The sequence below is a fragment of the Hymenobacter sp. H14-R3 genome (assembly GCF_030063445.1).
In the GTDB taxonomy this organism is placed as follows: Bacteria; Bacteroidota; Bacteroidia; order Cytophagales; family Hymenobacteraceae; genus Hymenobacter.
In genome coordinates, this window is record NZ_JASITD010000006.1 from 89,749 (window position 1) to 114,117 (window position 24,369).

At 63.4% G+C, this 24,369-nt stretch carries 19 protein-coding genes; 6 read left to right on the forward strand and 13 right to left on the reverse strand.

Going from position 1 to position 24,369, the window contains the following annotated elements; translation table 11 throughout:
• Window positions 1-365 precede the first annotated feature (365 nt).
• The 3 genes from QMK33_RS07840 to QMK33_RS07850 all read left to right on the forward strand — a co-directional run bounded on the left by QMK33_RS07840 (window position 366) and on the right by QMK33_RS07850 (window position 8,161).
• Window positions 366-4,160: a DUF8818 domain-containing protein gene (locus QMK33_RS07840; RefSeq protein WP_283564018.1), complete on the forward strand. Its 3,795-nt coding sequence runs from the start codon at window positions 366-368 to the stop codon at window positions 4,158-4,160.
• Window positions 4,161-4,223: 63 nt separating this feature from the next.
• Window positions 4,224-5,768, forward strand: coding sequence for a 2Fe-2S iron-sulfur cluster-binding protein (locus tag QMK33_RS07845; protein WP_349361707.1), 1,545 nt, complete (start codon window positions 4,224-4,226; stop codon window positions 5,766-5,768).
• Between the two features lie 107 nt (window positions 5,769-5,875).
• A complete protein-coding gene (locus QMK33_RS07850; RefSeq protein ID WP_283564019.1) occupies window positions 5,876-8,161 on the forward strand; it encodes a xanthine dehydrogenase molybdopterin binding subunit in 2,286 nt (761 codons plus the stop codon).
• A gap of 89 nt (window positions 8,162-8,250) precedes the next feature.
• Here the strand turns inward: QMK33_RS07850 and QMK33_RS07855 are convergent, their stop codons facing one another.
• The 10 genes from QMK33_RS07855 to allB all read right to left on the reverse strand — a co-directional run bounded on the left by QMK33_RS07855 (window position 8,251) and on the right by allB (window position 18,016).
• Window positions 8,251-8,835, reverse strand: a complete 585-nt coding sequence (locus QMK33_RS07855; protein ID WP_283564020.1) for a hypothetical protein — start codon at window positions 8,833-8,835, stop codon at window positions 8,251-8,253.
• A 184-nt stretch (window positions 8,836-9,019) separates the two neighbouring features.
• A complete protein-coding gene (locus QMK33_RS07860; RefSeq protein WP_283564021.1) occupies window positions 9,020-9,769 on the reverse strand; it encodes a plasmid pRiA4b ORF-3 family protein in 750 nt (249 codons plus the stop codon).
• A 149-nt stretch (window positions 9,770-9,918) separates the two neighbouring features.
• Window positions 9,919-10,923 carry a Brp/Blh family beta-carotene 15,15'-dioxygenase gene (locus QMK33_RS07865; RefSeq protein WP_283564022.1) on the reverse strand — a complete coding sequence of 335 codons (1,005 nt, stop codon included), beginning with the start codon at window positions 10,921-10,923 and terminating at the stop codon, window positions 9,919-9,921.
• Window positions 10,904-11,740: a bacteriorhodopsin gene (locus tag QMK33_RS07870; protein ID WP_283564023.1), complete on the reverse strand. Its 837-nt coding sequence runs from the start codon at window positions 11,738-11,740 to the stop codon at window positions 10,904-10,906. Before QMK33_RS07870 ends, QMK33_RS07865 begins: the two co-directional genes overlap by 20 nt.
• A gap of 304 nt (window positions 11,741-12,044) precedes the next feature.
• A complete protein-coding gene (locus tag QMK33_RS07875) occupies window positions 12,045-13,475 on the reverse strand; it encodes a DUF6986 family protein (RefSeq protein ID WP_283564024.1) in 1,431 nt (476 codons plus the stop codon).
• A 67-nt stretch (window positions 13,476-13,542) separates the two neighbouring features.
• Window positions 13,543-13,881, reverse strand: a complete 339-nt coding sequence (gene uraH, locus QMK33_RS07880; protein WP_283564025.1) for a hydroxyisourate hydrolase — start codon at window positions 13,879-13,881, stop codon at window positions 13,543-13,545.
• Window positions 13,878-14,381, reverse strand: coding sequence for a 2-oxo-4-hydroxy-4-carboxy-5-ureidoimidazoline decarboxylase (gene uraD, locus QMK33_RS07885; protein WP_283564026.1), 504 nt, complete (start codon window positions 14,379-14,381; stop codon window positions 13,878-13,880). Before uraD ends, uraH begins: the two co-directional genes overlap by 4 nt.
• A 96-nt stretch (window positions 14,382-14,477) precedes the next feature.
• Window positions 14,478-15,224 carry a (S)-ureidoglycine aminohydrolase gene (allE, locus tag QMK33_RS07890; RefSeq protein WP_283564027.1) on the reverse strand — a complete coding sequence of 249 codons (747 nt, stop codon included), beginning with the start codon at window positions 15,222-15,224 and terminating at the stop codon, window positions 14,478-14,480.
• 67 nt (window positions 15,225-15,291) lie between these two features.
• Complete coding sequence (locus QMK33_RS07895; RefSeq protein ID WP_283564028.1) at window positions 15,292-16,542, reverse strand: M20 family metallo-hydrolase; 1,251 nt, start codon at window positions 16,540-16,542, stop codon at window positions 15,292-15,294.
• Between the two features lie 139 nt (window positions 16,543-16,681).
• Window positions 16,682-18,016 (reverse strand): allantoinase AllB, encoded by a 1,335-nt coding sequence (gene allB, locus QMK33_RS07900; RefSeq protein WP_283564029.1) that lies wholly within the window; start codon window positions 18,014-18,016, stop codon window positions 16,682-16,684.
• Between the two features lie 114 nt (window positions 18,017-18,130).
• On the opposite strand from allB, the gene QMK33_RS07905 reads away from it, so the two are divergent.
• The 3 genes from QMK33_RS07905 (at window position 18,131) to QMK33_RS07915 (ending at window position 20,521) form a co-directional block, all read left to right on the forward strand.
• A complete protein-coding gene (locus tag QMK33_RS07905) occupies window positions 18,131-18,580 on the forward strand; it encodes a hypothetical protein (protein WP_283564030.1) in 450 nt (149 codons plus the stop codon).
• 43 nt (window positions 18,581-18,623) lie between these two features.
• On the forward strand, window positions 18,624-19,472 hold the full coding sequence (pucL, locus tag QMK33_RS07910; RefSeq protein ID WP_283564031.1) for a factor-independent urate hydroxylase: 849 nt from the start codon (window positions 18,624-18,626) through the stop codon (window positions 19,470-19,472).
• Window positions 19,473-19,573: 101 nt separating this feature from the next.
• Window positions 19,574-20,521, forward strand: coding sequence for an XdhC family protein (locus QMK33_RS07915; RefSeq protein ID WP_283564032.1), 948 nt, complete (start codon window positions 19,574-19,576; stop codon window positions 20,519-20,521).
• Between the two features lie 20 nt (window positions 20,522-20,541).
• On the opposite strand, the gene QMK33_RS07920 is transcribed toward QMK33_RS07915, so the two are convergent.
• From QMK33_RS07920 to QMK33_RS07930, 3 genes are read right to left on the reverse strand one after another with little or no spacing between them, the layout of a single operon-like run.
• The gene (locus tag QMK33_RS07920) at window positions 20,542-22,509 is read right to left on the reverse strand and encodes a beta-N-acetylhexosaminidase (RefSeq protein WP_283564033.1); all 1,968 of its coding nucleotides are present in this window, start codon (window positions 22,507-22,509) and stop codon (window positions 20,542-20,544) included.
• 56 nt (window positions 22,510-22,565) lie between these two features.
• A complete protein-coding gene (locus tag QMK33_RS07925; RefSeq protein ID WP_283564034.1) occupies window positions 22,566-23,912 on the reverse strand; it encodes a DUF58 domain-containing protein in 1,347 nt (448 codons plus the stop codon).
• 19 nt (window positions 23,913-23,931) lie between these two features.
• Window positions 23,932-24,333 carry a GxxExxY protein gene (locus tag QMK33_RS07930; protein ID WP_283564035.1) on the reverse strand — a complete coding sequence of 134 codons (402 nt, stop codon included), beginning with the start codon at window positions 24,331-24,333 and terminating at the stop codon, window positions 23,932-23,934.
• Window positions 24,334-24,369: the final 36 nt, after the last annotated feature.

The window sequence follows — 24,369 nt, forward strand, 5'->3', positions numbered from 1 at the left end:
ACCGGGCGCCCCGCCTCTTCGTTTGGGGGCTTTTGGCGCAATTTTGAGGCTAGTGCCCCAGTCCGCCGGCGGAGCCGACCGACCGGTTGCCGCTTGAACGACGCCCGCACGACTGACCACGCGGCGCACATGACAACCGGCCCAGCGGCGAAGCCGGCCGACCGGTTGCCGTGCGAGCGACGCCCGCACGACTGACCACGCGGCGCACACGACAACCGGCCCAGCGGCGAAGCCGGACGACCGGTTGACGTATGCGCCGCGTGGTCAGTAGTGGAGATGATTTTGCTGCCAGACTTCTATGCTGGCCCAGGCACCAAACCGGCCCGGCGTAGCGTTGTGCCCCCACCGCCGCCGAACTTTACTCTATGACCCAACGCTACCGTTTGTGCTTTGCCTTTGTGGCCCTGCTCGTAGCGGTGTTGAGTTTGGCTGTTGGTCCGGCCCGGGCGCAGCAAGCGGCGCGCCCGGTGGTGGCGGCGCCCACCGAGCCGCCCAACAACCGCCGCTGCCGCTACTTGCGTTTGGCGGCCGGCCGCGACACCACCAGCTTCGCTATTAGTGATACGCTGACCGTGGTGCCGTCGTCGGTGACGGCCAATGGGCAGTCGGTGCGCTACGACCCGCGCCTCGACCGCTACGAACTGGTGCAGCCGGCGCGGCGCGACAGCAGCGGCGCGGCCCTGCCCGATTCGGTGCTGCTGTGCTACCGGGTGCTGCCGCTACCGCTGCTGCGGGCCCGCTACCGCCGCCCGCGCCGCCTCATGGACAGCCTCGATTTCCGGGACCGGCCCATGCTGTGGCTCGAAGATTTTTCGCAGCAAGAGCAGATTCTCAGCACGCCGGGCATCAGCAAAACGGGTAATCTGAGCCGGGGGATTTCCTTTGGCAATACCCAGAACGTATTTGTGAACTCGGCGCTCAACTTGCAGCTCGAAGGGCAGCTGACGGAGAAGATTCGCCTCACGGCGGCTATTTCGGACCAGAACGTGCCTTTTCAGCCCGAGGGGAATACGCAGACGCTCCAGCAGTTCGATAAAATCTACATCACCCTCACCGGCCCGCAGTGGAACCTGACGGCCGGCGACGTGGTACTGCGCAACAAGCCCGATTACTTCCTGCGCTACTACAAAAACATCCAGGGCGCGGCCGTGGAGGTGAACCTGGGCGCGCCCGGCCCGCAGCCGCTGCAAGCCGGCACCACCAATAACAGCGTGAGCAACGCTCCGCCCTCGTCGTTCACGACCTACACCAACGGCGTGACCAACAACAGCGCCGCCCCGCCCGGCGCGGGCGGCGTGGCCCCGCTGCTGGCGCCCACCGCCGCCGTGCCGGGCGGCCAGCCGCTGCCGGGCGCGCCGGTGGCCGGCACCGGCAGCGTCACGGTGCTCGACAAGCTGGGGCAGGTGCGCTCCTCCACGCTGGTGGCGGGCGGCGTGGCCAAGGGCAAGTTTGCCAGCATCGATATTGCGCCGATTGATAACGTGCAGGGGCCCTACCGCCTCAAGGGGCCCAACGGCGAGCAGTTTATCATTGTGCTGGCGGGCTCCGAGCGCGTGTACCTCGATGGCCGCCTGCAAACGCGGGGCTTCGATTTTGACTACGTGGTGGATTATAACCTAGCCGAAATCACGTTTTCGCCCCGCCACCTCATCACCACTAATTCGCGCATTAAGGTCGATTTTGAGTATTCCGACCTCAACTACGCACGCTCGCTCTACACGGCCAGCCACTACCAGCAGGTGGGCAGGCTAAACCTGCGCGCCAACTACTACCAAGAGGCCGACAACCCCGACAACGCCGCTAACCTCACGCTGACGTTTGCCGAGCAGCAGCTGTTGCGGGGAGCCGGCAACGTGTCGGTGGTGCAGGCCCCGGGTGGGGCGCGGGCGGCCTTCAACCGCACCATTGTGCAGTACAACCGCGTGGGCCGGCTCAACCCGCTCACTGGCCGGCTCGACTCGGTATTTGTGTTTGCCCGCGACTCGCTCAGCACCGTGTACACGGTGCGCTTCACGGATGTGGGCCAGGGACTGGGTGATTATAACCTGAGCACCAGCGACATAAACTCCAACGGCCGGGTGTATATCTACGCTGGCCTGGGCCTGGGCCGCTATAAGGCGGTGCGCACCCTGCCCACGCCGCTGCTCAAGCAAATGGTGAGCGGCGGGGCCACCTACCAGCTCGACCCCACGGCCGCCGTGTTTGTGGACGTGGCCAGCTCGCAGCTGCAACGCAACCGCTTCGCACTGGGCACCGAGGACAAGGGCGGGGCCGTGCGCCTGGGCTACACCGTGCAAGACCGCGCCCTGCCCAAGTGGGCCCCCGGGGCCTTGCAGAGCTACCGCCTGCGCTCGGCGCTCGACTACGAGCACACGGCCCCCAAGTTTGCGCCCATCGACCGCTACCGCGACATCGAGTTTGACCGCAACTGGAGCGCCACCAGCACCGCCAACGCCACGGCCGCTACCCCGCGCGAAGACAATATCCTCAACTTCGCCATCGGCCTCACCCGCGATGCCACCCACGCCGTGAACTACCGCGTGAGCCGTCGCAACCGGCCCGGCGAGGTGAGCGGCGTGCAGCAGTGGCTCGACGTGGCCCAGCAGGTGGGCCGCGTCGAGCTGCGCGGCTCGCTGTTTGTGCTCAATTCGCAGGCCGGGCGCTACCAGTCGAGCTGGGCGCGGGGCGAGGCCAGCGTGCGCTACGGCGGCGGCCGGCTCATTCCGAGCTACACCTATCGCTTTGATAAAAACCGGGTTATCTCGCCCCGCGGCGACACCATCCGCTCGGCCAACTACTTCGACGAGCACAATTTTGCCCTGCAAAGCCCCGACACCGGCCGCACCCGCTACGGCCTGAGCTACGCCTTCCGGCAAGACCGCACGCCCACCGCCGAGCAGAACAACCTGCAGGTGCACAACCAGTCGCAGACCGTGCAGGGCAACCTCAGCACCCGCCTCAGCAAGTACCAGGACTTGCGCCTCATCGCCACCTACCGCGACGTAAACCTGGTGAGCCAGCCCGACAGCGCCCGCCAGCGCAATATCCTGGGCAAGCTCGACCACACCCTGGGTTTGCTCCAGAATCAGATTCGCTCCGAGCTGAGCTACAGCGTGCAAACCGGCCGCGAGCTGCGGCGCGATTTCTCCTTTTTGGCCGTGCCCGCCGGCCAGGGTACCCACTACTACGCCGGCGACCTCAACGGCAACAATGTGCAGGACAAGGATGAGTTTCTGGAAGCGCAAACGGCTGATGCGCAGTACCGTACGTTTATCAAAGTGTACCTGCCCACCGCCGACTACCTCACCGCCTACCAAAACCGCCTCAGCTACCGCCTCACCGTGAACGCGCCCCGCGGCTGGCGCGAAGCCGGGGCCTGGCGCGCCGTGCTGGCCCGCCTCAGCACCGTGAGCAGCGTAACCGTGGACCGCCGCACCACCAGCCCCAACGTGGCGGCCCGCCTCAGCCCGTTCAGCTTCAGTAAGGAAGATGATAAGCTGCTGGCTTTTAATCAGTTATTACGTAATACGTTGTACCTCAACCGCGCCAATCCCATCTTCGGGGCCGAGCTGACGGTGCAGCAAACCCAGCAGAAAACGCTGCTGGTGCAAGGCTTCGACCTGCGCAACCTCACCACCCAGAGCCTGCTGCTGCGACGCACGCTGGCGCAGTCGTTTACGGGCCGCTTCAACGTGGCCCGCGACGTGCGCGAGGCCCAGGCCACGTACTCGGAAACCCGCAATTTTCGGCTGCTCATCTACACCGCGCAGCCCGAAGTCAGCTACCAGCCCAGCCCGGCGCTGCGCCTCACCGGCACGCTGCTGCACACCAGCAAGGCCAACACCCTGGCCGCTCGCAAGGCCGACAGCAACGCCACCTTCGACGACCTGGGCCTTGAAGCCCGCGTGAGCCAGGTGAGCAAGCGCACCGTTACAGCCGCCACGCACGTCACGCGGGTAGCTTTCGAAGGTGATTTATCGTCGGTGGTGGGCCTCGAAATCCTGCAAGCCCTGCGCCCCGGCACCAACTACACCTGGAACCTCAACCTGGAGCAGCGCTTGGCTAACGGCCTCAATATCAACGTGGCGTACGATGGCCGCAAGGCCAGCGGCCTGGGCATTGTGCACACCGGGCGCATGCAGGTGGCGGTGTTGTTTTGAGAAAACCCCCGGCCCCGTTGCCCAAAGCCAGCGCCGGCAGTAACTTGGAAATCCCTTTACCACTTGGCTAACTGGGTTTTGCCGATGATAACCTTCTTCCTCAACGACCAGCCCATTCACACCACCGAGCCGGCGGCCAGCGCCCTGCTCGATTTTGTGCGCTACCACGAGCACCTGGTGGGCACCAAAATCGGCTGCCGCGAGGGCGATTGCGGGGCCTGCACCGTGCTGGTGGGCGAGCTGGCCAGCGGTGGCCAACGCATTGCCTACCAGAGCATGACGAGCTGCCTCACGCCCCTCGGCAACGTCCACGGCAAGCACGTGGTCACGGTCGAAGGCATCAACCAGGCCGGCGGCCAGCTCACGCCCGTGCAGCAGGCCATCGTGGATAATAACGGCTCGCAGTGCGGCTTCTGCACCCCTGGCTTTGTGATGTCGCTCACCGGCCACAGCCTCAGCGACAAGCCCGCCACCGCCCAAAGTACCCGCGCCGCTATGGATGGCAACATCTGCCGCTGCACTGGCTACAAATCCTTGGAGCGCGCCGCCGCTGCCCTCACCCCCGAGCTGGCCGCGCGCCCCAGCACCAATAGCGTGCAGTGGCTTACCGAGAAGCAGTTCGTGCCCGCCTATTTTGCCGGAATGCCCGCCCGCCTGGCTGCCCTGCGCGCCGAAACGGTCGCCACCGAAGTGCTGGCCGCCAGTAACAACGGCCACCGCCGCAGCGCCGTTTCAACCTCGCCCAACGGCCACGCGCAAAGCCAGAACGGCCACGATAGCAGCGCCTTCCCCTACGCCACCCACCCGCTGCTCAGCGGCGGTACTGACCTGCTGGTGCAGCGCCTCGACGAGCTGCGCGCCCAGCCCGTGCGCCTGCTGTTCGACCAAAATGGCCGGCGCGGCATCCGCCACGAAGCCGGGGCCGGCCGCGTAGTGCTGGGGGCCGCTACCACGGCCGGCCAATTACTCGAATCGGAGTTGATGCGCGGCTTGCTGCCCCGCCTGCCCGAGTACCTCAAGCTGGTATCGAGCACGCCCATTCGCAACATGGGCACGGTGGCCGGTAACTTCGTAAACGCCTCACCGATTGGTGATTTAACTATCATGTTCCTGGCGCTGGGGGCCGATGTTACGCTGGCCGACGCCAGCGGCACGGGTCGTGTTGTGCCCTTGGCCGAGCTGTATTTGAGCTATAAGAAGCTAGCCAAAGCGGCCGACGAGCAGGTAACCGAAATCAGTTTCCCGGCCCCGCAATCGGGCGATTTTTTCAACTTTGAAAAGGTGTCCAAGCGCATGCACCTCGACATTGCCAGCGTGAATACCGCCGCCTGGCTGCGGGTTGAAAATGGCGCAATTACCGCCGCCCGGCTCTCGGCCGGTGGGGTAGGGCCGGTGCCGCTGCTACTCGTCCGCACGGGTGCGTACCTAGTGGGCCGCGAGTTGAGCGCCGCCACGGTAGCTGGCGCCAATGAGGTGATGCAGGAAGAAATCAGTCCCATCGGCGACGTGCGCGGCACAGCGGCCTATAAGCGGCTGTTGCTAAGGCAGTTGCTATTTGCGCATTTTTTGCGCTTTGCGCCGGCCATCACGCTGGCCGAGCTGCTGTAAAACGGAGTGGTACTCCGTTTGTCGTTCGCGCCACCAGGGCGCAAATACCTATTCTACTGCTTCGCCCGGCGCTTACGGAAACGGAGTGCCACTCCGTTCTACAAGCCATGAACCATCTCGACCCCCAGCGCCACGTGCGCGGCGAATCGCAGTACCTCGACGATGTGCCCGTGCAGCAGGGCACGCTCTACGCGGCCGTGTACGAGTCGCCGCTGGCCCACGGCGTGCTTAACAGCCTCGACCTGAGCGCCGCCCAAAAAGCGCCCGGCGTGGTGCGCATCCTCACGGCCGCCGACATTCCGGGCCGCAACCAAATCGGCGGCATCGTGCCCGACGAGCCGCTGCTGGCCGAGGGCCACGTGCACTTTCGGGGGCAGCCGGTAGCGCTGGTGCTGGCCCGCACCGAGGCCCAGGCGCACGCGGCGCTCAAACTCATCGCGGCCGATAGTACACCGCTGCCCATCATTACCGACCCGCGCCAGGCGGCCGCGCAAGGCGAGCTGATTGTGCCGCCGCGCACCTTCCGCATCGGCGATTCGGCGGGGGCGTTTGCGGGCTGCGCGCACGTGTTTGCGGGCGTGGCCGAGAGCGGCGGGCAGGAGCATCTGTACATCGAAACGCAGGGCGCGTATGCTCTCCCGACCGAGCTGGGCGGGGTCAAAATCATCTCTTCGACGCAGGGGCCGACGGCCGTGCAGCGGCACTGCGCCGTGGTGCTGGGCATCGGCATGCACCAGATTGAGGTGGACGTGACGCGCCTTGGCGGCGGCTTTGGTGGCAAGGAGGACCAGGCTACGCCCTGGGGCTGCCTGGCCGCACTGGGCGCTTTTCTGACCAAAAAACCGGTGAAGCTGGTGCTCGACCGCATGGCCGACATGCGCATGACCGGCAAGCGCCACCCGTACTCGTCCGACTTCAAAATTGGCCTGAGCGCGGACCTGAAAATCATCGCTTACGAGGTCACGTACTACCAGAATGCGGGGGCCGCCGCCGACCTCTCGCCGGCCGTGCTGGAGCGCACGCTGTTCCACACCACCAACGCCTACTGCATCCCGAATGTGACGGCTACGGCCAACTCGTGCCGCACCAATTTGCCGCCCAATACGGCCTTCCGGGGCTTTGGGGGGCCGCAGGGTATGTTCGTGATGGAGGCGGCCATTACTAGGGCGGCCGAGGCGCTGGGCGTGCTGCCGAGCGAGATTCAGCGGCGCAATCTGCTGCGCGAGGGCGACCTGTTTCCCTATCGCCAGCCAGCCCAGCTATGCCACGCCGAGCAGGCCTGGGACACGGCCGCCGCGCTGTTTGACCTGGCCGCCCAACGGGCGGCGGTGGCGGCGTTTAATCAACATAACCAGCTCTTTAAGAAGGGATTGGCGCTGATGCCCATCTGCTTCGGCATCTCGTTTACCAAGACGTTTATGAACCAGACGCGGGCGCTGGTGCACATCTACACCGATGGCTCGGTGGGCATCAGCACCGGCGCGGTGGAGATGGGGCAGGGCGTGAACACCAAAATTGCGCAGGTGGCGGCCCGCACGCTGGGCATTTCGATTAATCGCATCAAAATCGAAACTACCAACACCACCCGCGTGGCCAACACTTCGCCCAGTGCCGCCAGCGCCACCGCCGACCTCAACGGCAAGGCCACCGAGCTGGCCTGCCTGGCCCTGCGCGAGCGCCTGCTGCGCCACGCCAGCACCGAGTTTGCCACTGACTACGAAGGTATTACCATCGAAAACGAGCAGGTGCTGGCCGCCGGTATCCCGGCCGAAACCACTTGGGAGAAGCTGGTGAGCAGCGCCTTCGTGCGGCGCGTGGCCCTCACCGAAAACGCCCACTACGCTACGCCCGGTGTGCACTTTGATGCTGGCACCGAGAGCGGCCACCCCTTCGCCTACCACGTGTATGGCACGGCCCTCACCACGGCCACTGTCGATTGCCTGCGCGGCACCTACACCATCGACAGCCTGCAAATTGCCCACGATTTCGGCCAGAGCTTCAGCCCCGCCATCGACCGGGGCCAGGTGGAGGGCGGCGCGGTGCAGGGCATCGGCTGGATGACGCTCGAAGAAGTAAGCTACAGCGACGAAGGCCGCCTGCTCAGCAACTCGCTGAACAGCTACAAGATACCCGACCTGTATTCGGTGCCCGCCGTGCTCGACGTGCATTTTCTCAACACGCCCGGCCACCCCAACGCCATCCTGCGCGCCAAGGCCGTGGGCGAGCCGCCGCTCATGTACGGCATCGGCGCCTACTTCGCCCTGCGCGCCGCAGTGCGGGCCTTCCGCCCCGGCGTAGCCCTGCCGCTGGTGGCCCCCATGACCCCGGAAAGGGTGCTTGGCGGACTGTACCCGGCGTTTGTGGAGGCGGGGGCGGAAGTAGCAGCTTCGTGAGCAGCTTTCGAAGCTGGGTTTTACGTATTGTAAATAATCGTTTACAATACGTAAAAAGCTCCACTTAAAAGGTATTATTGAACTTGCTTCTACACGTAGAACAACTTTATATAATCTTGGCAGATAGGCACTATAGCTTGCCAGTCACTAGCTGCTGCCTGAACGAGCGCTAAGTCTTCAGTGAGGGTAGCCGTGATGGGCTGTCCCTGTCGATAGATAAATTCATAGCCTTGTTCTTCCAAGTCGAGAAAAGCGGCTGTAGCGTTTAAGCGGCTGCTCAGGTGTAAAAACCAGCCTCTAATACTAGGCGAAGCCTGAAAGAGCCTGCTCATAGTAGAACTTGCAGCCGTGAACTTGGCATACATGTATGGAGTAGCGGGCATTTGCTTCTTATCTAGATAAATACAGCCGATTCGCCCGGTGATATCGTCCGGAAAATACTCTCGGTGTTCACTTTTATGGAGCGGCAACCTACTTTTTAAACTATCTCCATTTATAGTCTCTGCCAGGTCTTCCAGGTAGGCCAATATCAACTCATCAAGTGGGAAGTCGAGAACAAGACAGGTACCTATTCCAGGTAACTCGTCGATTCTGCCAGCCTGAGAAAGGTGTTCAAATAGTGCCTGTTCCTCAGATTGTGGCAGGAGTAAAACAAAGCTATAAGTAAGTCCCATAAAGCAAAAGGGGTAAGAATAAATAAGGTAGCTCCTTATAATATATTATATTAATAGTCAATTTACAATGCATAGAAAACAGTTGCTTTTCCAAGCCTTGGGTTATAACACTTGTTGTGTTAAAGGGCCTTTATGAAGTTATGTGCTTTTTGAATGAGCACTACCCCAGCCCTTCACCAGCTTCTTACTTAGGTTTCTTCTTGGGTGCGGCGGGGGGCGGGCCCATCATACCGCTCAATAGCTTTTTCAGCTCGTCGGGGGTGGGGGGCTGCCTGACCAGTTGGGGCCGGGCGGCCAACTGCTGCTGGTACGCTTCGATAGAGGCGTTTTCGTCGGCCACGACGAGGGCGAGCTGGGCCAGGTTTTCGTTCACAATGTCCAGCTCGGGTGCGTCGGGGTCGTACTTGCCGAGGCCGGCGAAGTGACTGGGCATGCGCTTGCGGGTGCCGGCGGCTTTTTCGGCCAGGGCGGCGAGCAGCATTTCGTAGCCGGGGATGCTGCCGATGTCTTCGGGCGGGCCAGCGCGGCGGCCGTCGGGGCAGTGCACGGGGGGCAGGGGCGCGTTGGGGGCGAGCGGCGCGATTTTTTCGACCACCAGCTGGTGCTCCCAGTGGTCGCCCATGTCGTAGACGTAGCTGATTTTATCCTGCGGGGCGCGCAGAATTTCGGCCAGCGCTACCTGGCGCGGGTCGTGCCACCACTCGGGCAGGTAGTCGGCTTCGTCGGGCTGCATGGGGGGCGAGCCGGTGAGGAAATCGCCGGGGCTGCCCCGGCCGGTGCTAAACTCGAAGAGGTGCGCGTTTTCCCAGCCAAAAGCCAGCTGCAAGGCAAAGTGTAAGTCCCAGAACGTAAGCGTGTCGGGCAGCACCAGCCGCCGCCACACAGCTGGCTGCGTGTAGCGCAGCGTAGCCTTGAGGGTGAGTATGTTAGCCATGCGACGAAGGTAGGCCAGCGGGCACGCTATTCTGGGGTAAGGATAATGCCAAACAGGAACGTAATGCAGGCCGCAGGGCAGCATGACGTTCCTGTTTGGCCGTAAATAAAAGCCTTGTACCCAGCCAACCCGGCCGCCCGGCCCCGCGCCTAGCGTTGCCGCCAGCGGGCCACGTCGAGGCCCAGCGTCACGAGCAGCGCGTGGGGTAGCGTGACCACCGAGGCCACCAGCAAAGCCAGGCTGATGAGCGCCGGGCCGCTCGCCGCCCGCGCCCAGGCCAGGCCGTAGAGCACCGCCAGCGCCCCCACGCTAATGGCCAGCAGCGGGGCCGAGCGCCGCAAAAAGAAGCCCAGCTCGGCCCACAAGGCCCGCCCGTTGCTGGCGAAAGGCCGGCCCATTACGGCATTCATGCGCAGCACGTGCTGCAAGCTGTGCCAGAACACAAAGTACACGCTCGCCGACAGCACCGGCGGCAGCGCCACCAACAAGCAGCTGAGCAGCAGCGCTTCCAGCATGTCGGTAAGAGCCAGGGCGCTTTGCCGGGTCAGGCAATAGCTCGCCCACAGCAGCGCGTGGCCGGCCAGCACCAGCGGCCCCAGCCACTGCGCAGCTGCCTGCATAGCCGCCGTACTCACCGGCGCGGCCCCGGCTAGGGCGAGCAGGTCGTTGGTGAGGGCGCGTGTTTCGGCGGGCCAAAACCAGAGCGGCAGCGCAAAGATGAGCCCGCCGCGCAAGAGGCTGTGCGCCAGCCACTGCGCCCGGTAGCGGGCCGCGGCCGGCGCATCGCCCGAGCCCCAGTGCCAGGCCGACAGCCCGAAGAAAAAGGCCACCGCCAGCGCTGGCCACCACCACCACAGCAGCCCCACTGCCGCCGCCAGCCCCAGGTAGCCACCCAGGAAAATTACCCAGTAGCGCGCCCTATTGCGGGCCAGCGCCGGGTGGGTAGCCGGCACGACGTATTGGTCGCAGGCGCCGTGGGCCACGCCCAGCAGCACCAGCCCCAGCAGCAGCGCCGGCCCCAGCACCCAGGCGGCCCAGCCGGGCAGCAGCCAGCCCACGGCCGCAGCCGCCAGCACCACCCCGTAGGAGTAGCGCTGGGGCCGCGCCGTGGGCTGGCGCAGGCTGGGTGGCGGGCTAAGCCGTAGTGTAGCCATCGAGTACTTTCTGCTCGTCCAGGCGCTGGTCGAGCAGGCGCTTGCCTACCAGGTAGGCCACCACCGAGATGCCCACTTTATTGAACACGTCGAAGATGCTGAACGTGATGTGGATGTAGTTCAGGTCGATGTTGGTCATGGTGAGCATGTAGCCCAGCGGGTACACGCCCCAGGTAGTTACCGTGGTGATACCGATGAACTTGAAGCCCCAACGCTCGATGTCATTGCCGCGCTCGGCGAACTTCTTATACAGCCCATACAGCGCCACGACGGCCACTACGTAGCCCACCGTCGAGATGCCGCCCCACAGCAGCTTGCCGCTGGTAATGATTTCGCCCGCCGCCGTCAATTGCTGCTCGCCGATGTAGCCGGTCACTACCATAAACAAGTCGGCCAGCATCATCACCGTAATGGCCGTGGCGGCCTCGCTGTAGCGGATGCGCAGCATGGATGCGGCCTTGAGCAGCAGCAGGGGCGTGGTTACTGCCCAATCCATGTAGCGGTACTGGCCAATGGCCTGGTAGCTGTGCCGAATGAGGGCCGCCCGCGCCTCGGCCGACTCTAAGTGGCTGAGGTCTTGCAGCATACCGTGGTAAAACCGTGTGATGAGGTAGTACGACACGCCCGCCACAATGGCGATAACGCCCCCATAGGCCCGCGAAATGCGGTGCTCGGGCGCTACGCTCTGGTTGGTGAGCACGCTGAAAAACACGTTGCCCAAAAAGCAGTAGGCCGCAAACGTCATGAAGAAATACGTCAGCATCGGCAGCATGCCGACTTCCCCGGCGGTGGGAACAAATTCAGTAGCGAAAGTCATCGTAGGAAAAGGAGAAAGTGGTTAAGCAGCAAATCAGTAGCTTCCCGTCGTCCTACGCGCAGTGCAAAATGTAGTTTATTCATAACAATTTCATTTTCTGACTGTTAAGGGTACTTGTTTAATCAGGTTGCAGAAATTAAGCAAAACCTTAGAAAGAGCATAAAATACTAATAATCAACTAAAAAAGCCTTTCGCAGCAGCCGGTGTTTCCGGGCAGGAAACGCTGGCTGCTACGAAAGGCTCAGGAATGCTAAGAAACGGAATTGTGCAAAAAATGCGTTGAAATCACGTTGGTTTGCCCGCGCTACGACTTGCGCCGCCCTTGCAGAATGCGGTAGAACGAGCGGGTTTCGATTTCCTCCACCGTGAGGCCGGTGGGCACGATGTCTTCTTCCGAAATAGCGCCGCAGTTCAGGGCCTTGAGGAAGAAGTTGAGCAGGCCCTGGCCAGTGGCGGCATCGTCGAAAATATCGCCCGTGAGGGTCGAGATAGCGGCGCGGTCCACGAAGGTTTTGAGGCGGTGCACGGCCCCTTCGTAGGCGCTGAGAAAGAAATTGTAGGTGGCCGCGTAGCGCATGGGCAGCTGCGCGGGGTTGAGGTCCCAGCCCTGGTAGAGGCCGCCAATGAGCGAGTGCGTGGTGTGGTGGTAGGCCTGGCGCCAGCCGCTGTGCACGGCCTCCTGGTTTTCGCGCAGTTGCGCAAACGTCAGGTTATCACCCCGGTGCGGGCCAATAGGCATCACGTTAGTAGCGCCGTCGCTCAGCCAGATGCCGGTGCCGCCGAGCGCCACCTTGGTCATGTGGTGGGCAAAATCGCAAACGGGGTGCGCCATGGTCTGGTACTTGGCCGTGATACCGGCCGAGGCCGTGTAGTCGTAGGTGCCAAAGTGCGCCGCAATGCAGCGCCCCTCGCCGGCCCGGATGATGCGCAGGAGCGGGTTGCGGCCCTCCTCATCCATCACAATCTGGGTGGCTTCCACCATGGTTTCCATCTTCAGGGTATTGGGAGCCAGGTTGTTGGTCGTTTCCAGCAGCTCCAGCAGGCGCACCATCGTGGTCATCTGCTCGGGGATGGTGACCTTGGGCAGCATGATGACGAAATTGGCCGGCAGCTGGCCGCCGGTGGCTTCGAGCAGCGTGCTCAAGAAGATGTCGAGCGTGCGCACGCCCCGCGCCTTCAGGTCTTCGGTGAAGGGCTTGATGCGGATGCCGATGAAGGGCGAGAGCGTGCCCTGGGCCATGCCCTTGGCTACCTCCTGGGCGGCCTGCACGGCAGTGGCATCTTCCTCGGCATCGGGCCGGTTGCCAAAGCCATCCTCAAAATCGATGCGGAAGTCTTCGACGCCCTCGGTCTTGAGCTTCTGCACAACCTTGTTGTACACGGTGTGGGCCAGCCAGGCGGGCTGCTGGCGGCGCTCGGCGGCAGGTAGCTTGTCGAGGTAGTCGGTGAGGGCGTGGATATCTTTCTCTAAAACAGGTAGTTGCTCGTGGCCAGCGAGTTGGAGCACGCGGGCCAGCTCCACAAAATTGGGGGCGTAGGTCTGGAGGTTGCGCAAAGCAATTTCGCCCATCCGCACGCAGGTATCGGCCTTGAAGAGGTTGGCCCCGCCGTACACCGTGTGCACGGGCTGGCGGTCGGGCCGGTCGCCGGGGTAGGTCTTTTGGAAGGCCAGGTTGGCCGTGCCGAGCTGGTCGAGCAGGGCGGTAGTATCGGTGTCTTGAAGGCTGAGTTTCATGAGGTGGGAAGGTATAGCTAGGGTGAATGGCAGGGCAGTAGCGCGAACTTTCCAGTTCGCGCTACTCTCACGAGCCGCGGTAGGTGCTGTAGCCGAAGGGGTTAAGCAGCAGCGGCACGTGGTAGTGCTCCCCATCGGCCACGGTAAAGCAGATTTCCACGAACGGGTAAAAGTGCGGCAGCCCATCGCGCTCAAAATATTCCTGGGTGAAAAATTTCAGCTTGTACACGCCCATAGCCAGGATTTTATCGGGTGGCAGCAGGTCGGGAATGCGGCCATCGGCGTTGGTGCTGCCGCGCGCCATTTCGCGCCAGTCGTCGCCGGCCGGCTCGTAGAGCGCGATGGCCACGCCCGCCGCCGGCCGGCCCTTGGTAGTATCGAGAATATGGGTGGTGAGCTGGCTCATGCGAGTAGCTTTTCGAGGCGCAGGCGCGTGATTTTGGCCTGCTCGCCCATGGCGACCTGGATTTCGCTGTGCGGCTCGTGCGGCAGTCGGGCTTGCAGCAGCGCCAGCATCTCGGCGGCCGATTTGCCGGTGGCGCACACAATGAAGATGTAGCCGAACTTCCGCTCGTAGGCGTCGTTGCCAGCCGCCAGGGCCGCCAGGGTTTCGTCCGAAGCCTGGCGCACGGCGCCCTGCTCACTAGCCGCCCAGGCGGCCGTGCTGGCAAACTTCTCTTTTAGCGCAGCTACGCTCCCGATTTTTGGATGATGCAAAAAGGCCTCGCGCCAGTCGGCCTCAGTGAGGTTGTACCACGTGCGCTCGGCCGCTTCATGAAGTGCCGCCGCCGAGGCGAAGGGAAATTGCTGGTTCAGGGTGGTGACCCAGGCAGTGGCCCCGCAGCAGGTGGCCAGGGCCGCGGCGCGGGCAGGGGAGGGGAGGGTGTTGAGGTCGGGAAGGGTCATAAATGGTAGCGTGGACTCTGCGAGTCCGCGCGTAAAACAGTGAAAAACGAGCGGCTCAAATCCATCCACGCGCGGACTCGCAGAGCCCACGCTACCTCACACCACCGTCGGAAACCGGTTCACGTTCTTATAATAGATGTACACCGACGGCTCCTTGCCAATGGACGCGGCCCACTGCTGGCAAAACGGCGCCATCCAGATGGAGTCACCTTTTTTTATCGGATACCACTGCTGGTCAAGCATATAAATGGCCTGGCCCTGCAAGTAGAGCAGGCCGTGCTCCATGATGTGGGTTTCCACCATCGGTAGCTGGCCGCCGGGCTGATAGGTGAAAATGTTGACGGCCATGTCGAAACCCAACTCATTGGGCAACAGCTCCTGGATGCGCAGCGCGTCGTCGCTCATATAAATGGGCGCCTTGCTGTCGTCCTTTTCGCCCCAGTGCACGCCCGGCGTGGCCTGGCCCACCAGCGGCTCGTACACCTTGTGAAAGGTGAGCACCTGCGTGCCGGCCGTGGGGTTTTTGAAGGTATAGCTTTGGCCAACAGGCACGTATACAAACTTGCCGGCTGTGAGAATCCGGCTATCGTCGCCGATGGTGGCCTGCACCTGGCCCTGCACCACGTAGAAAAAAATCTGGCTGGCCTCGGTGGCTCCCGTCAGCTGCCCGGCGTCGGTGAGCGTGACGAGCGTTTGGCAGAGGCGCGCCCCCATTTGCTCATTAATGAGGACGTTGGTAGTGCAGCCCGTCCAACCGGGCACGTTGCTGTTGATGTAGCCATCGGGCGCAATAATGGCGTGGTTGCGCCGCACAACGGAGCGGGTCAGGGAGCCGAGTTCCATAAGGTCAGGATAGGGAAAGGAATGGATGGGAAAGTCGTTTGCCCTTGCGCGCGCAAGGACGGATGGCTCAATTGTGCGCATTTTTTAATTCCAGCAGAAACCGCTCGGCCACCTCCAGCGCCGCCGCCACATCGGTGGCCTCCACGGCTTCCAACGGGTTGTGGCTGATGCCTTTGTAGCAGCGAATGAAGGCCATGGTGGCCGGGGCCACCGCCGAGGCGGGCACCGCGTCGTGGCCCGCGCCGCTCACCAAGCGCACCACGTCGTGGCCGCTGGCGGCGATGGCCTGGGCCAGCAGGTCGTTCAGGCCCGCGTCGCAGGCGGTAGGCGCGGTGGCCTGCACCAGCTGCCAACCCAGCGCCACGCCGCGCCGGGCGGCAATGGCAGCGGCCTGCGCCTGCAAGTCGGCGTAGGCCGCCGCCAGCGGCGCGGCAGCGGGGCTGCGCAGGTCGAGGCTGTGCACCACCTGGCCCGGAATGACATTGCTGGCCGCGTATGGAATGTGCAGCTGGCCCACCGTGGCCACCAGCCCGTGGCCGTGGGCCAGGGCAAAGGCCTCAGTGGCCAGCACAAACTCGGCGGCGGCGGCCAGCGCATCCTGGCGCATGGGCATGGGCACGGTACCGGCGTGGCCGGCCATCCCTTGCCAGGTCAGCTCCACGCGCTGCTGCCCGGCAATGGCCGTGACGAGCGCCACCGGCACGCCGCTCTCCCAGAGCACCGGCCCCTGCTCGATGTGCAGCTCGAAGTAGCCCAGCCACTCGGCGGCGGGCAGGGCATCGGCGGCCAGGGTGGCGGTGCTGCCGCCCATCTCGGCAATAGCCTGGGCCAGGGTAATGCCGTCGGCATCAGCGCGTTGCAAAAGCACTGGGTCAAACGCCCCCGTCACCACCTTGCTGCCCAGGTAGGTGGTGTGAAAGCGCACGCCTTCCTCATCGCTGAAGGCAATCAACTCCAGGTTAAATGGTAAGTCAATGTGCTGATTAATAATGTCTTCTACCAAATCGAGGCCCATCAGCACGCCCAGCGGGCCGTCGTACTTGCCGGCATTTACCACCGTGTCGATGTGCGAGGCCAGCACGAACGTCTTGGCCCCCGGGCGGGGGCTGGCCCAGCGCCCGCGCAGGTTGCCGATGCCATCGAGGCGCGTGGTGAGGCCAGCGGCTTCGAACCAACCTTGCACAAGGTCGCGGCCTTTCACAAAGGCGGGCGTGCCAAACCGGCGCGTTACGGTAGCGCCCGTTGCGTCTTCGCTGATGGCGGCCAGCTGCTCGATGCGGCTGAGAATACGGGCGGTACGAACTTGGTAATCAGACATGTAAAGAATGTAGCGTAAGCTTTAGCTTGCGAGCGAGCACCTAGCGTAAGGCGGACGTCGGCCAACGCAAATGCTCGCTGCGCTCACTCGCAAGCTAAAGCTTACGCTACGCAAAAGCCGAAACCGCAAACATACACGCTCAGCGCGTCAGCATTTGCCCCCGATTCAAGTGCAGAAAATCAGGATGGCGAAAAACCTCCTCGCCCGCCAGAAAAGTATGCGTGACTACGCCCGTCAGCTCGCGGCCCAGGTAGGGCGATACCTTGTGGCGGTGGTGCAGCAGCGCCTCGGTCACGGTGAAGGTGGTGTCGGGGGCCAGCACCAGCAGGTCGGCGTCGTAGCCCTTGGTAATCTGGCCTTTGCGGTGGCTTTGGCCGATGAGCCTGGCCGGATTAGTACTGAGCCAGCGGGCCAGGTCGGGCAGGGTGGCCCCGCGCGCGCGCGCGGCGGTCCAGAGCACGGGCAGCGCCAGTTGCAGCGAGGCAATGCCGCCCCAGGCGCTGGCAAAGTCGCCGCTGGCCAGCTGCTTGAGGCCGGGCGGGGCGGGCGAGTGGTCGGTGGCCACAAAGTCGATGAGGCCGCTTTGCAGCGCTTGCCACAGCTGCTCGTTGTTGGCCCGCTCCCGAATGGGCGGCGCGCACTTGAACTGCGTCTGGCCATCGGCAATATCCTCGGCGTTGAAAAACAGGTAGTGCTGGCCGGTTTCCACGGTGAGCGGCAGGCCCTGAGCCTTGGCTTCGGCAATGGCGGCCAGCGAGTTGGCCGACGATAGGTGCACGATGTGCACCGGGCCGCCGTACTCGGCGCACAGCCGAATCAGGAGCTTGATGGCCTCATCTTCCCAGCTTTTGGGGCGCGAAGCCAGGTAATTGCGGTACGAGCGGGTATCGCCTTTCTTCCACTCGTCGTTGCCCCGCGCTAGCTCGCAGTGCACCAGCAGCGGCCGGCCATGACTAGCCAAAATGGGCATCACGCGCCGCAAATCGGTCTCCGTGGCATTGGGAAAATCGTCGATGCCCGAGTGCGTCAAAAACGCCTTAAACCCCAGCACGCCGGCCGCAATAAGCGGCTCCACCTCGGCCGCATTGCCGGGTACGATGCCGCCCCAGAAGCCCACGTTGGTGTGCAGCTGGCCCTGGGTGGCGGCCTGCTTTATCCGTAAATTCTCAACCGAAGTTGTAACTGGTGAGGAGTTCAACGGCATGTCTACCAGCGTGGTAAGGCCGCCGGCCAGCGCGGCGCGGGTGCCGGTATCGAAGCCCTCCCACTCGGTGCGGCCGGGCTCGTTGAGGTGCACGTGCGGGTCGATAACGCCGGGCAGAATGGCCGCGTTGCCGCAGTTGTGCACGGGGCCGGCCACGGCTGCCTCGTAGGGCAGCACGTCGGCGATGCGGCCGCCTTGCAGCACCAGCAGGGCCGGGCGCTGGCCGGTGGGCAGCACCACGGCAGTGCTTTGCAGGAAAGTAGTGGTCATGAGGCAGATGGCGGCTATATTGCCGCCCCGCAAGCTACGCGCCAATGCCTGCTAAACTACAGGCAAACACTGCGCGCTGGCTCTCCAGTGGCCAACCCAACCCGAGCTAGCGTAATGACTACAAATCAGCAGACTATTAAGGTATTATTGCAAGAAATAGCCAGCCCGAATCCAGCCTATTACCCCTTGCAGCCGGCTAGCCAGCAGGCCCTTGCTACGTTTGAGCAGCGGGCCATTGCCCGGGGGGTGCCCACCGGGGTAACCCAGCAGCTGGTGGCGTTTTACCAGGTTGCCAACGCTTTTTTCTATGATTCTTGCCTGGGGTTTTTCACGTGCGACGACGAGCTGATTTTTGAATGGTGGGAGGCGAAAGAGCTGTGGCTAAGCTTGATGCACATGGACGTAATTCGGTGGTCAGGGGGTAAGTTTTGCGTGGGCGATGCCAGCAACGTGAGCTATTCCCCTGCCCACGAACACGATACGCTGCTGGCGCTGCTGACAGGTTGCCGCGACGAGATTAAAGAAATGGAAGCGGCAGAGCCTGAGCCCGGCGACGACTTTTAGCCCCGGGGTTTTGAACCCGATAATTACCTGAAGCACCCGTACTATGCCCATCAAACTCGCTGCCAACGCCTATGGCAAAAACGCCGTGAATCTGTCGCGCGTCATTCGCCACGCCGACCACCACGAGTTCCGGCAGGTGTCGGTGAGCGTGCAGCTGACGGGCGACTTCGACGCGGCCCACACGCTGGGTGACAACGCGTTAATTCTGCCCACCGATACCCAGAAGAACACCGTGTACGCCCTGGCCAGGGAGCATTTTACGGGTACCATCGAAGCCTACGCGCTGGTGCTGGCGCGGCATTTTATCGCCCGCAACCCGCAGCTGAGCCAGGCGCGCATCGAGATTCTGGAGCACGGCTGGCAGCGCATGAATTTTGATGGGAAGGCGCATTCGCACAGCTTCACGGGCGGCGGCTCCGAAAAGCGCCGCGCCGTGGTGGTGCTGACTGCCGAGGGCACCTGCACCGTGTGGGCCGGCCTGAAGGGCCTCCTACTGCTCAAAACCGCCGGCTCAGGCTTCGTGGGCTATCCCAAAGACGAGTTCACGGTGCTGCCCGAAACCACCGACCGCATCCTGGCCACCGAGTGCGAAGCCGAGTGGGAATACACCAGCGCCGACCTCGACTTTGAGCCGCTGTACCAGAAAATCAGGACCGGTTTGCTGCGCACGTTCTCCGAACACCAGAGCCTTTCGGTGCAGCACACGCTGTATGCTATTGGTGAAAACATGCTGGAGGAAAACGCTGAGGTGAAGGAGGTTAGCCTTGTTATGCCTAACAAGCATCACATTCCGTTCAACCTCACGCCCTTCGGCCAGGAGAACACGAACGAGGTATTTGTGGCGACCGATGCGCCGTTTGGCTACATCACCGGCACGCTGGTGCGGGGTTGAGCTATTTGTCTAAGACTTGAGTAAAAACGCCCGTCATTGCTTGATGCGCAACATGCTCGCAATGACAACGGCTGACAGGTCGATACTACTCTCTGCTTCCCATGCCCACCCCGCCCCGCGACCTCCCCGCCTGGACCCTCGCCGCCGCCGCCCTGCGCGCCGGCCGGCCGGCCGCCCTGCTGTGCGTGGTGCGCAGCGCGGGTAGCAGCCCCGGCCGCCAGGGCTTCAAAATGACGGTGACGGCCGAGGCGGTGGCCGGCTCCATTGGCGGCGGCATCATGGAGCACAAGTGGGTGGAATTGGCCCGCCAGCGCCTGCGCGCCGGCGACCACGCGCCGCTGCTACGCCCTCAGATTCATCGGCGCGAGGCCCCGGCCGACCGCTCGGGTATGATGTGCGCTGGTGAGCAGGAGGTGCTGCTGTGGCCCTTGCAACCCAGTGACTTGCGGGTGGTAGCGGCCATCGAAACGGCCTTGCAGCAGCTGAGCAGCGGGGCCTGGGAGGTGAGCGAAACTGCGGGCCTGCGGCTGGCAAGCGAGGGGCCGGCCAACTTTTATGCCTATCAGCCCGGCCCCGGCTGGCACTACGGCGAGCGGCTGGGTTTCCGTGACCAGCTCACCATTGTGGGGGCCGGGCACGTGAGCCTGGCTTTATCACAAGTAGCTAGTAATCTGGGGTTTGAAATAACTGTGCTCGACGACCGCGCCGACCTGCCCACGCTAGTCGCCAATCACTTTGCCCACCGCAAGCATCAAGTTGATTACGAGGCACTAAGCGTGCCGCCCGGCCCGCGCCGCTACGTGGTAGTCATGACCGTGGGCTACCGTACCGACGTCGTGGCCCTGCGCCGCTTGCTGGGCCACGAGTACCGCTACCTCGGCGTGATGGGCAGCGCTACCAAAGTAGCCGAGCTGCGCCGCGTGCTGCAAACCGAAGGGTTTGATGTAAGTGGTTTGCGCGGGCCGATTGGGGTGGCAATAAACAGCCGCCTGCCCGAGGAAATTGCCGTGAGCGTGGCCGCTGAGCTGATTGCGGTACGCAATGCGTAGCGCGAACTTTCTGGTTTGCGCTACAAGCCCACCAGCCGCCGGGCCGCGCTGATAATGGCCAGTTCGGCTTGGCCGGCGGGCTTTTGGGCGGCGTCTAGCTGCCCTTTGGCGGCGGCCTGCCAGGGTGGTAGCAGGGGCTGGCCTTGGGTTAGCTGCGCGAGGCGCTGGTCGAGCAAACTCACTACTACCCCGAGCTGGGCGGCCAGCGGCGCGTACTCGGCCAGGCTGGGGCTGAGCACAAGCAGCGGCGGCAGCTGCTCGATAGCGCGCTGCCAGCCAGCAATCTGGCTTTGCAGGCTGGCGAGCTGGCGCTTGGCGGCAGCCGACAAAACGGGCGGCACGGCCGGAAACGTGGGCATCCCGATGCGGAGGCTGGCCAGCAGGCTGTCGGCCGTGGCCCCGAAGCGGCGGGCGGCGTCCGACTCGGCCGGGGCGGCATCGACGAGGCGCGTTAGGGGCGTTTCGGTGGTGTAGATAAGGCCCTGGAAATGACGCTTATACTCTTTAACCGGCTCAAGGAGGCCGGCCAGGGTTTGCAGCGCGGGCAGAGCGGCGGGGTAGGGTGCGGCCAGCTGCGCCAGCAGGGCGGCCGGGGCGTGGCGGTGGCGCAGGCCCAGGGCCTCCAGCTCGGTGCTCACGAAGGCTAGGCGGCGGTACATATCGGGCACGTCCTGGCTCAGGGCGGCGGGGCTCCAAAGGCGCTCGGCCACGGCGGCGGCGCGGGGCCACACCCGGCTGTCGTAGATGACGCTGTCGGCAAACTCGCTCCACATGGCGGCCTCGCCGCCCAGCACGCGGCCGGCCAGCGAGTCGGGCACGCCTTGCAGCGGGTCGGCGGCGTAATGGCTGGCGGCCGAGTAGTTGAGGTCAAGGTAGTAGCCGTGGGCGCGCAGGGCGGGGTGGCCCTGGCGCACGGCGTCGAGCACGCCCTTGGGGCCGCGCCAGGTTTCGACTATGATGGGCGTGGGCAAGCCGGGGCCCAGGATTTCATCCCAACCCACCATCGTTTTGCCCAGCTTTTGTAAAATGCTGAGCATCCGGCGGTTGAAGTAATTTTGCAGCTGGTGCTTGTCGCCGTTGCCCTTGGCATTTACGAAGCCCTTGGCCTTCATAAACGCCACAATGCGCGGGCTGCGGCGCCACTGCCGGCCGTCGTTCTCATCGCCACCAATGTGGAAATACGGGTCGGGAAAGAGGCCGCTCATCTCGGTCAGCACCGAGTCGAGCATGGTGTAGGTGCCCTCGCGGGTGGGGTCGAGCAGGGCCCAGTTCTGGCTGGTGCCCCAGCGCGTGGGCACCGCTTTTATAGAGTCGTTGCTGCCCAGGCGCGGGTAGGCGGCCAGCAGCGCGCCGGTGTGGCCAGGCAGGTCGAACTCGGGCACCACCCGAATGCCGAGCCGGCCGGCGTAGCGCACTACCTCGCGCACCTCGGCCTGGGTGTAGTAGCCGGTGGCGCCGGCCACGGTGTGCAGGCGCGGAAACAGCCGGCTCTCCACGCGCCAGCCCTGGTCGTCGCTCAGGTGCCAGTGCAGCACGTTGAGCTTCACGGCGGCCATCCCGTCGAGGTTGCGCTTGATAATGGCCACCGGCAGGAAGTGCCGCGCCGGGTCAATTAGCAGCCCGCGCCAGGCAAAGCGCGGCCGGTCCTGGATGTCGCACAGCTGCGCCCGCCAGCCCCGCGGCGTGCTCTCCAGCACCTGCCGAAACGTGGCCAGCCCGCGCTGAATGCCCAGCGGCGACACGGCCGTGAGGCTGGCCCCGGCGGCCGTTACGCGCAGCCGGTAACTTTCATCGGCAGAGGTGGCCGGGCCCGTAATGTGCCGGCGCAGCGCCAGCAGCGGCGCGGTGGCAAAGCGGTAGTGGCCGGCCTGCCAGGTAGCCTGCGCGGGCACCGGCAGCAGCGGGCGCTGGGCGCTGGCGCTAAGGCTGAGTAAAAGCAGCAGTAAAATCTTCGCGCAGAGTTGCGCAGAGTTAGCGGAGTTTCGCAAAGGCGAAGGGTGAAAAACGTTGCGAAACTCGGCCAACTCTGCGAAACTCTGCATTATCATATCAATCCCCTGGCCTTGAATTCCAGGTACTTATTTAGCGTGTTCACCGTCAGCAGGTGCGGTGGAGTGAGCAGGGCCTGGATGCCGTAGCGCTGCAATTCGAGCACTATCTGGCGTTTTTCCTGTTGAAATTTTTCGGCGATGGTTTGGTTGTACACATCGGCCGTGGTGTCGGCCGGCGCGTCGAGGAAGGTGCGCAGCTCGGTGTTTTCGAAGAATACTACCAGCAGCAAATGCGCCTTGCCCAAGGCCCGCAGGTAAGGCAATTGCCGTTCCATTCCCTGCAAGGTTTCAAAATTGGTGAACAAAATTAGCAGGCTGCGCTGCTTAATCCTGGCGCGCACCGTGGCGTAGAGGCGCTCGTAGTCGGTTTCGAGGTACTGCGTTTTCTGGTGAAAAAGCACCTCTAGAATGGTGCGCAGGTGGCCTGGCCGGCGCTCGGCGGGCACCATTGCGCCGGGCTTGTTGGCAAACGTAATCAGCCCCGCTTTGTCGTGCTTGAGGAGCGCGATATTGCTCATCACCAGCGTGGCGTTGATGGCGTAGTCGAGCAGGCTGAGGCCCGCGAAGGGCATGCGCATCACGCGGCCCTTGTCGATGAGGCAATACACTTGCTGGGCGCGCTCGTCCTGAAAGTGGTTGACTACCAGCGTATCGCTGCCCCCGCCGGCGCGCCGGGCGCTGGCCTTCCAGTTGATGGTGCGCGGGTCGTCGCCGGCCGCGTAGGGCCTGATTTGCTCAAACTCCGTGCTCTGCCCCACCCGCCGAATGCGCTTGATGCCCACCTCCGTGAGGCGGTTGTGGATGGCCAGCAGCTCGTACTGCCGCATCTGCAAAAAGGAGGGGTACACGGGCACCGTCCGGCGCTGGTCGAAGCGGAAGCGCCGCCGCACCAGCCCCAACGGCGAGGCCGCGTACACGTTGAGGGCCCCAAACTCGTAATCGCCGCGCTTGGTGGGCCGCAGCTGGTAAGTGATTATTTGCGTTTGGCCCGGCTCAATACGTGCCTCGAACAGCACGTCGCGCCGCTGAAACTGGTGCGGAATCTCGTCAATCACTTCCACTTGAATACCAAACCGATAGCGGCTTTCCAAGAAGAGCTGTACCTCATTGTCGTCGCCGTTCGAGAGCTTATCGCCGAGCACGCGCCGGCCCAGCACCGGGCTGGCCCCGCTCGCCGCCGGCGCGTAAAGCAGCGCCGCGTCGAGCAGCGTCAGCAGCCCGGCTGCACCCAGCAGGATGGACATGGGGCCCAGCAGCCAGGGCAGGAAAAACGCCACTACAAAGCCGGCGATGAGCGCGGCGAACAGATAGAAGAAGCGAGTTGTTAGAAAGAGGCTCATGCGCTGTTGTTCGGGAAGTTTACGCTGAGGTTCGCTGAGAATCGTCCAAGCCGTTGACTTTGCGCACGATGCCTTCTTTTAGGCGGGGCACGTTGAAGTTGATAAGCAGCCCAAGCTTGTGGCCCGATAGCTTGAGGTAGGTAAGTAGTTGCATGTGATGTACTTCCAGAATGGTTTCGATGGACTTAATTTCCACGACTACCCGGTTTTCAACCAGCAAATCCATCCGAAAGCCCACATCCATTCCCACGCCCTTATATACCATTGGCAACGAAACCTGGGCCTTCACCAAAAGCCCTGCTTGCAGTAGCTCATACTGCAAAGCGGTTTCGTAAACCGACTCCAGCAGCCCCGGCCCCAATTCGGTGTGCACCTCAAAAGCGGCCTTCCGAATCAAATAAGAAATATCGTTTTCCTGCATAAAAAACTCAGCGAACCTCAGCGTTTTACCACTGCG

Excerpts from the sequence above, each read along its gene's own strand:
- QMK33_RS07870 (WP_283564023.1), bottom strand. The coding sequence starts at position 11,740 with ATGACTTTCGCTACTGAATTTGTTCCCACCGCCGGGGAAGTCGGCATG.
- QMK33_RS07865 (WP_283564022.1), bottom strand. The coding sequence starts at position 10,923 with ATGGCTACACTACGGCTTAGCCCGCCACCCAGCCTGCGCCAGCCCACG.
- QMK33_RS07850 (WP_283564019.1), top strand. The coding sequence starts at position 5,876 with ATGAACCATCTCGACCCCCAGCGCCACGTGCGCGGCGAATCGCAGTAC.
- uraH (WP_283564025.1), bottom strand. The coding sequence starts at position 13,881 with ATGAGCCAGCTCACCACCCATATTCTCGATACTACCAAGGGCCGGCCG.
- QMK33_RS07930 (WP_283564035.1), bottom strand. The coding sequence starts at position 24,333 with ATGCAGGAAAACGATATTTCTTATTTGATTCGGAAGGCCGCTTTTGAG.
- QMK33_RS07925 (WP_283564034.1), bottom strand. The coding sequence starts at position 23,912 with ATGAGCCTCTTTCTAACAACTCGCTTCTTCTATCTGTTCGCCGCGCTC.
- QMK33_RS07905 (WP_283564030.1), top strand. The coding sequence starts at position 18,131 with ATGACTACAAATCAGCAGACTATTAAGGTATTATTGCAAGAAATAGCC.
- QMK33_RS07875 (WP_283564024.1), bottom strand. The coding sequence starts at position 13,475 with ATGAAACTCAGCCTTCAAGACACCGATACTACCGCCCTGCTCGACCAG.
- QMK33_RS07895 (WP_283564028.1), bottom strand. The coding sequence starts at position 16,542 with ATGTCTGATTACCAAGTTCGTACCGCCCGTATTCTCAGCCGCATCGAG.
- pucL (WP_283564031.1), top strand. The coding sequence starts at position 18,624 with ATGCCCATCAAACTCGCTGCCAACGCCTATGGCAAAAACGCCGTGAAT.
- allB (WP_283564029.1), bottom strand. The coding sequence starts at position 18,016 with ATGACCACTACTTTCCTGCAAAGCACTGCCGTGGTGCTGCCCACCGGC.
- QMK33_RS07840 (WP_283564018.1), top strand. The coding sequence starts at position 366 with ATGACCCAACGCTACCGTTTGTGCTTTGCCTTTGTGGCCCTGCTCGTA.
- QMK33_RS07860 (WP_283564021.1), bottom strand. The coding sequence starts at position 9,769 with ATGGCTAACATACTCACCCTCAAGGCTACGCTGCGCTACACGCAGCCA.
- QMK33_RS07855 (WP_283564020.1), bottom strand. The coding sequence starts at position 8,835 with ATGGGACTTACTTATAGCTTTGTTTTACTCCTGCCACAATCTGAGGAA.
- allE (WP_283564027.1), bottom strand. The coding sequence starts at position 15,224 with ATGGAACTCGGCTCCCTGACCCGCTCCGTTGTGCGGCGCAACCACGCC.
- uraD (WP_283564026.1), bottom strand. The coding sequence starts at position 14,381 with ATGACCCTTCCCGACCTCAACACCCTCCCCTCCCCTGCCCGCGCCGCG.
- QMK33_RS07915 (WP_283564032.1), top strand. The coding sequence starts at position 19,574 with ATGCCCACCCCGCCCCGCGACCTCCCCGCCTGGACCCTCGCCGCCGCC.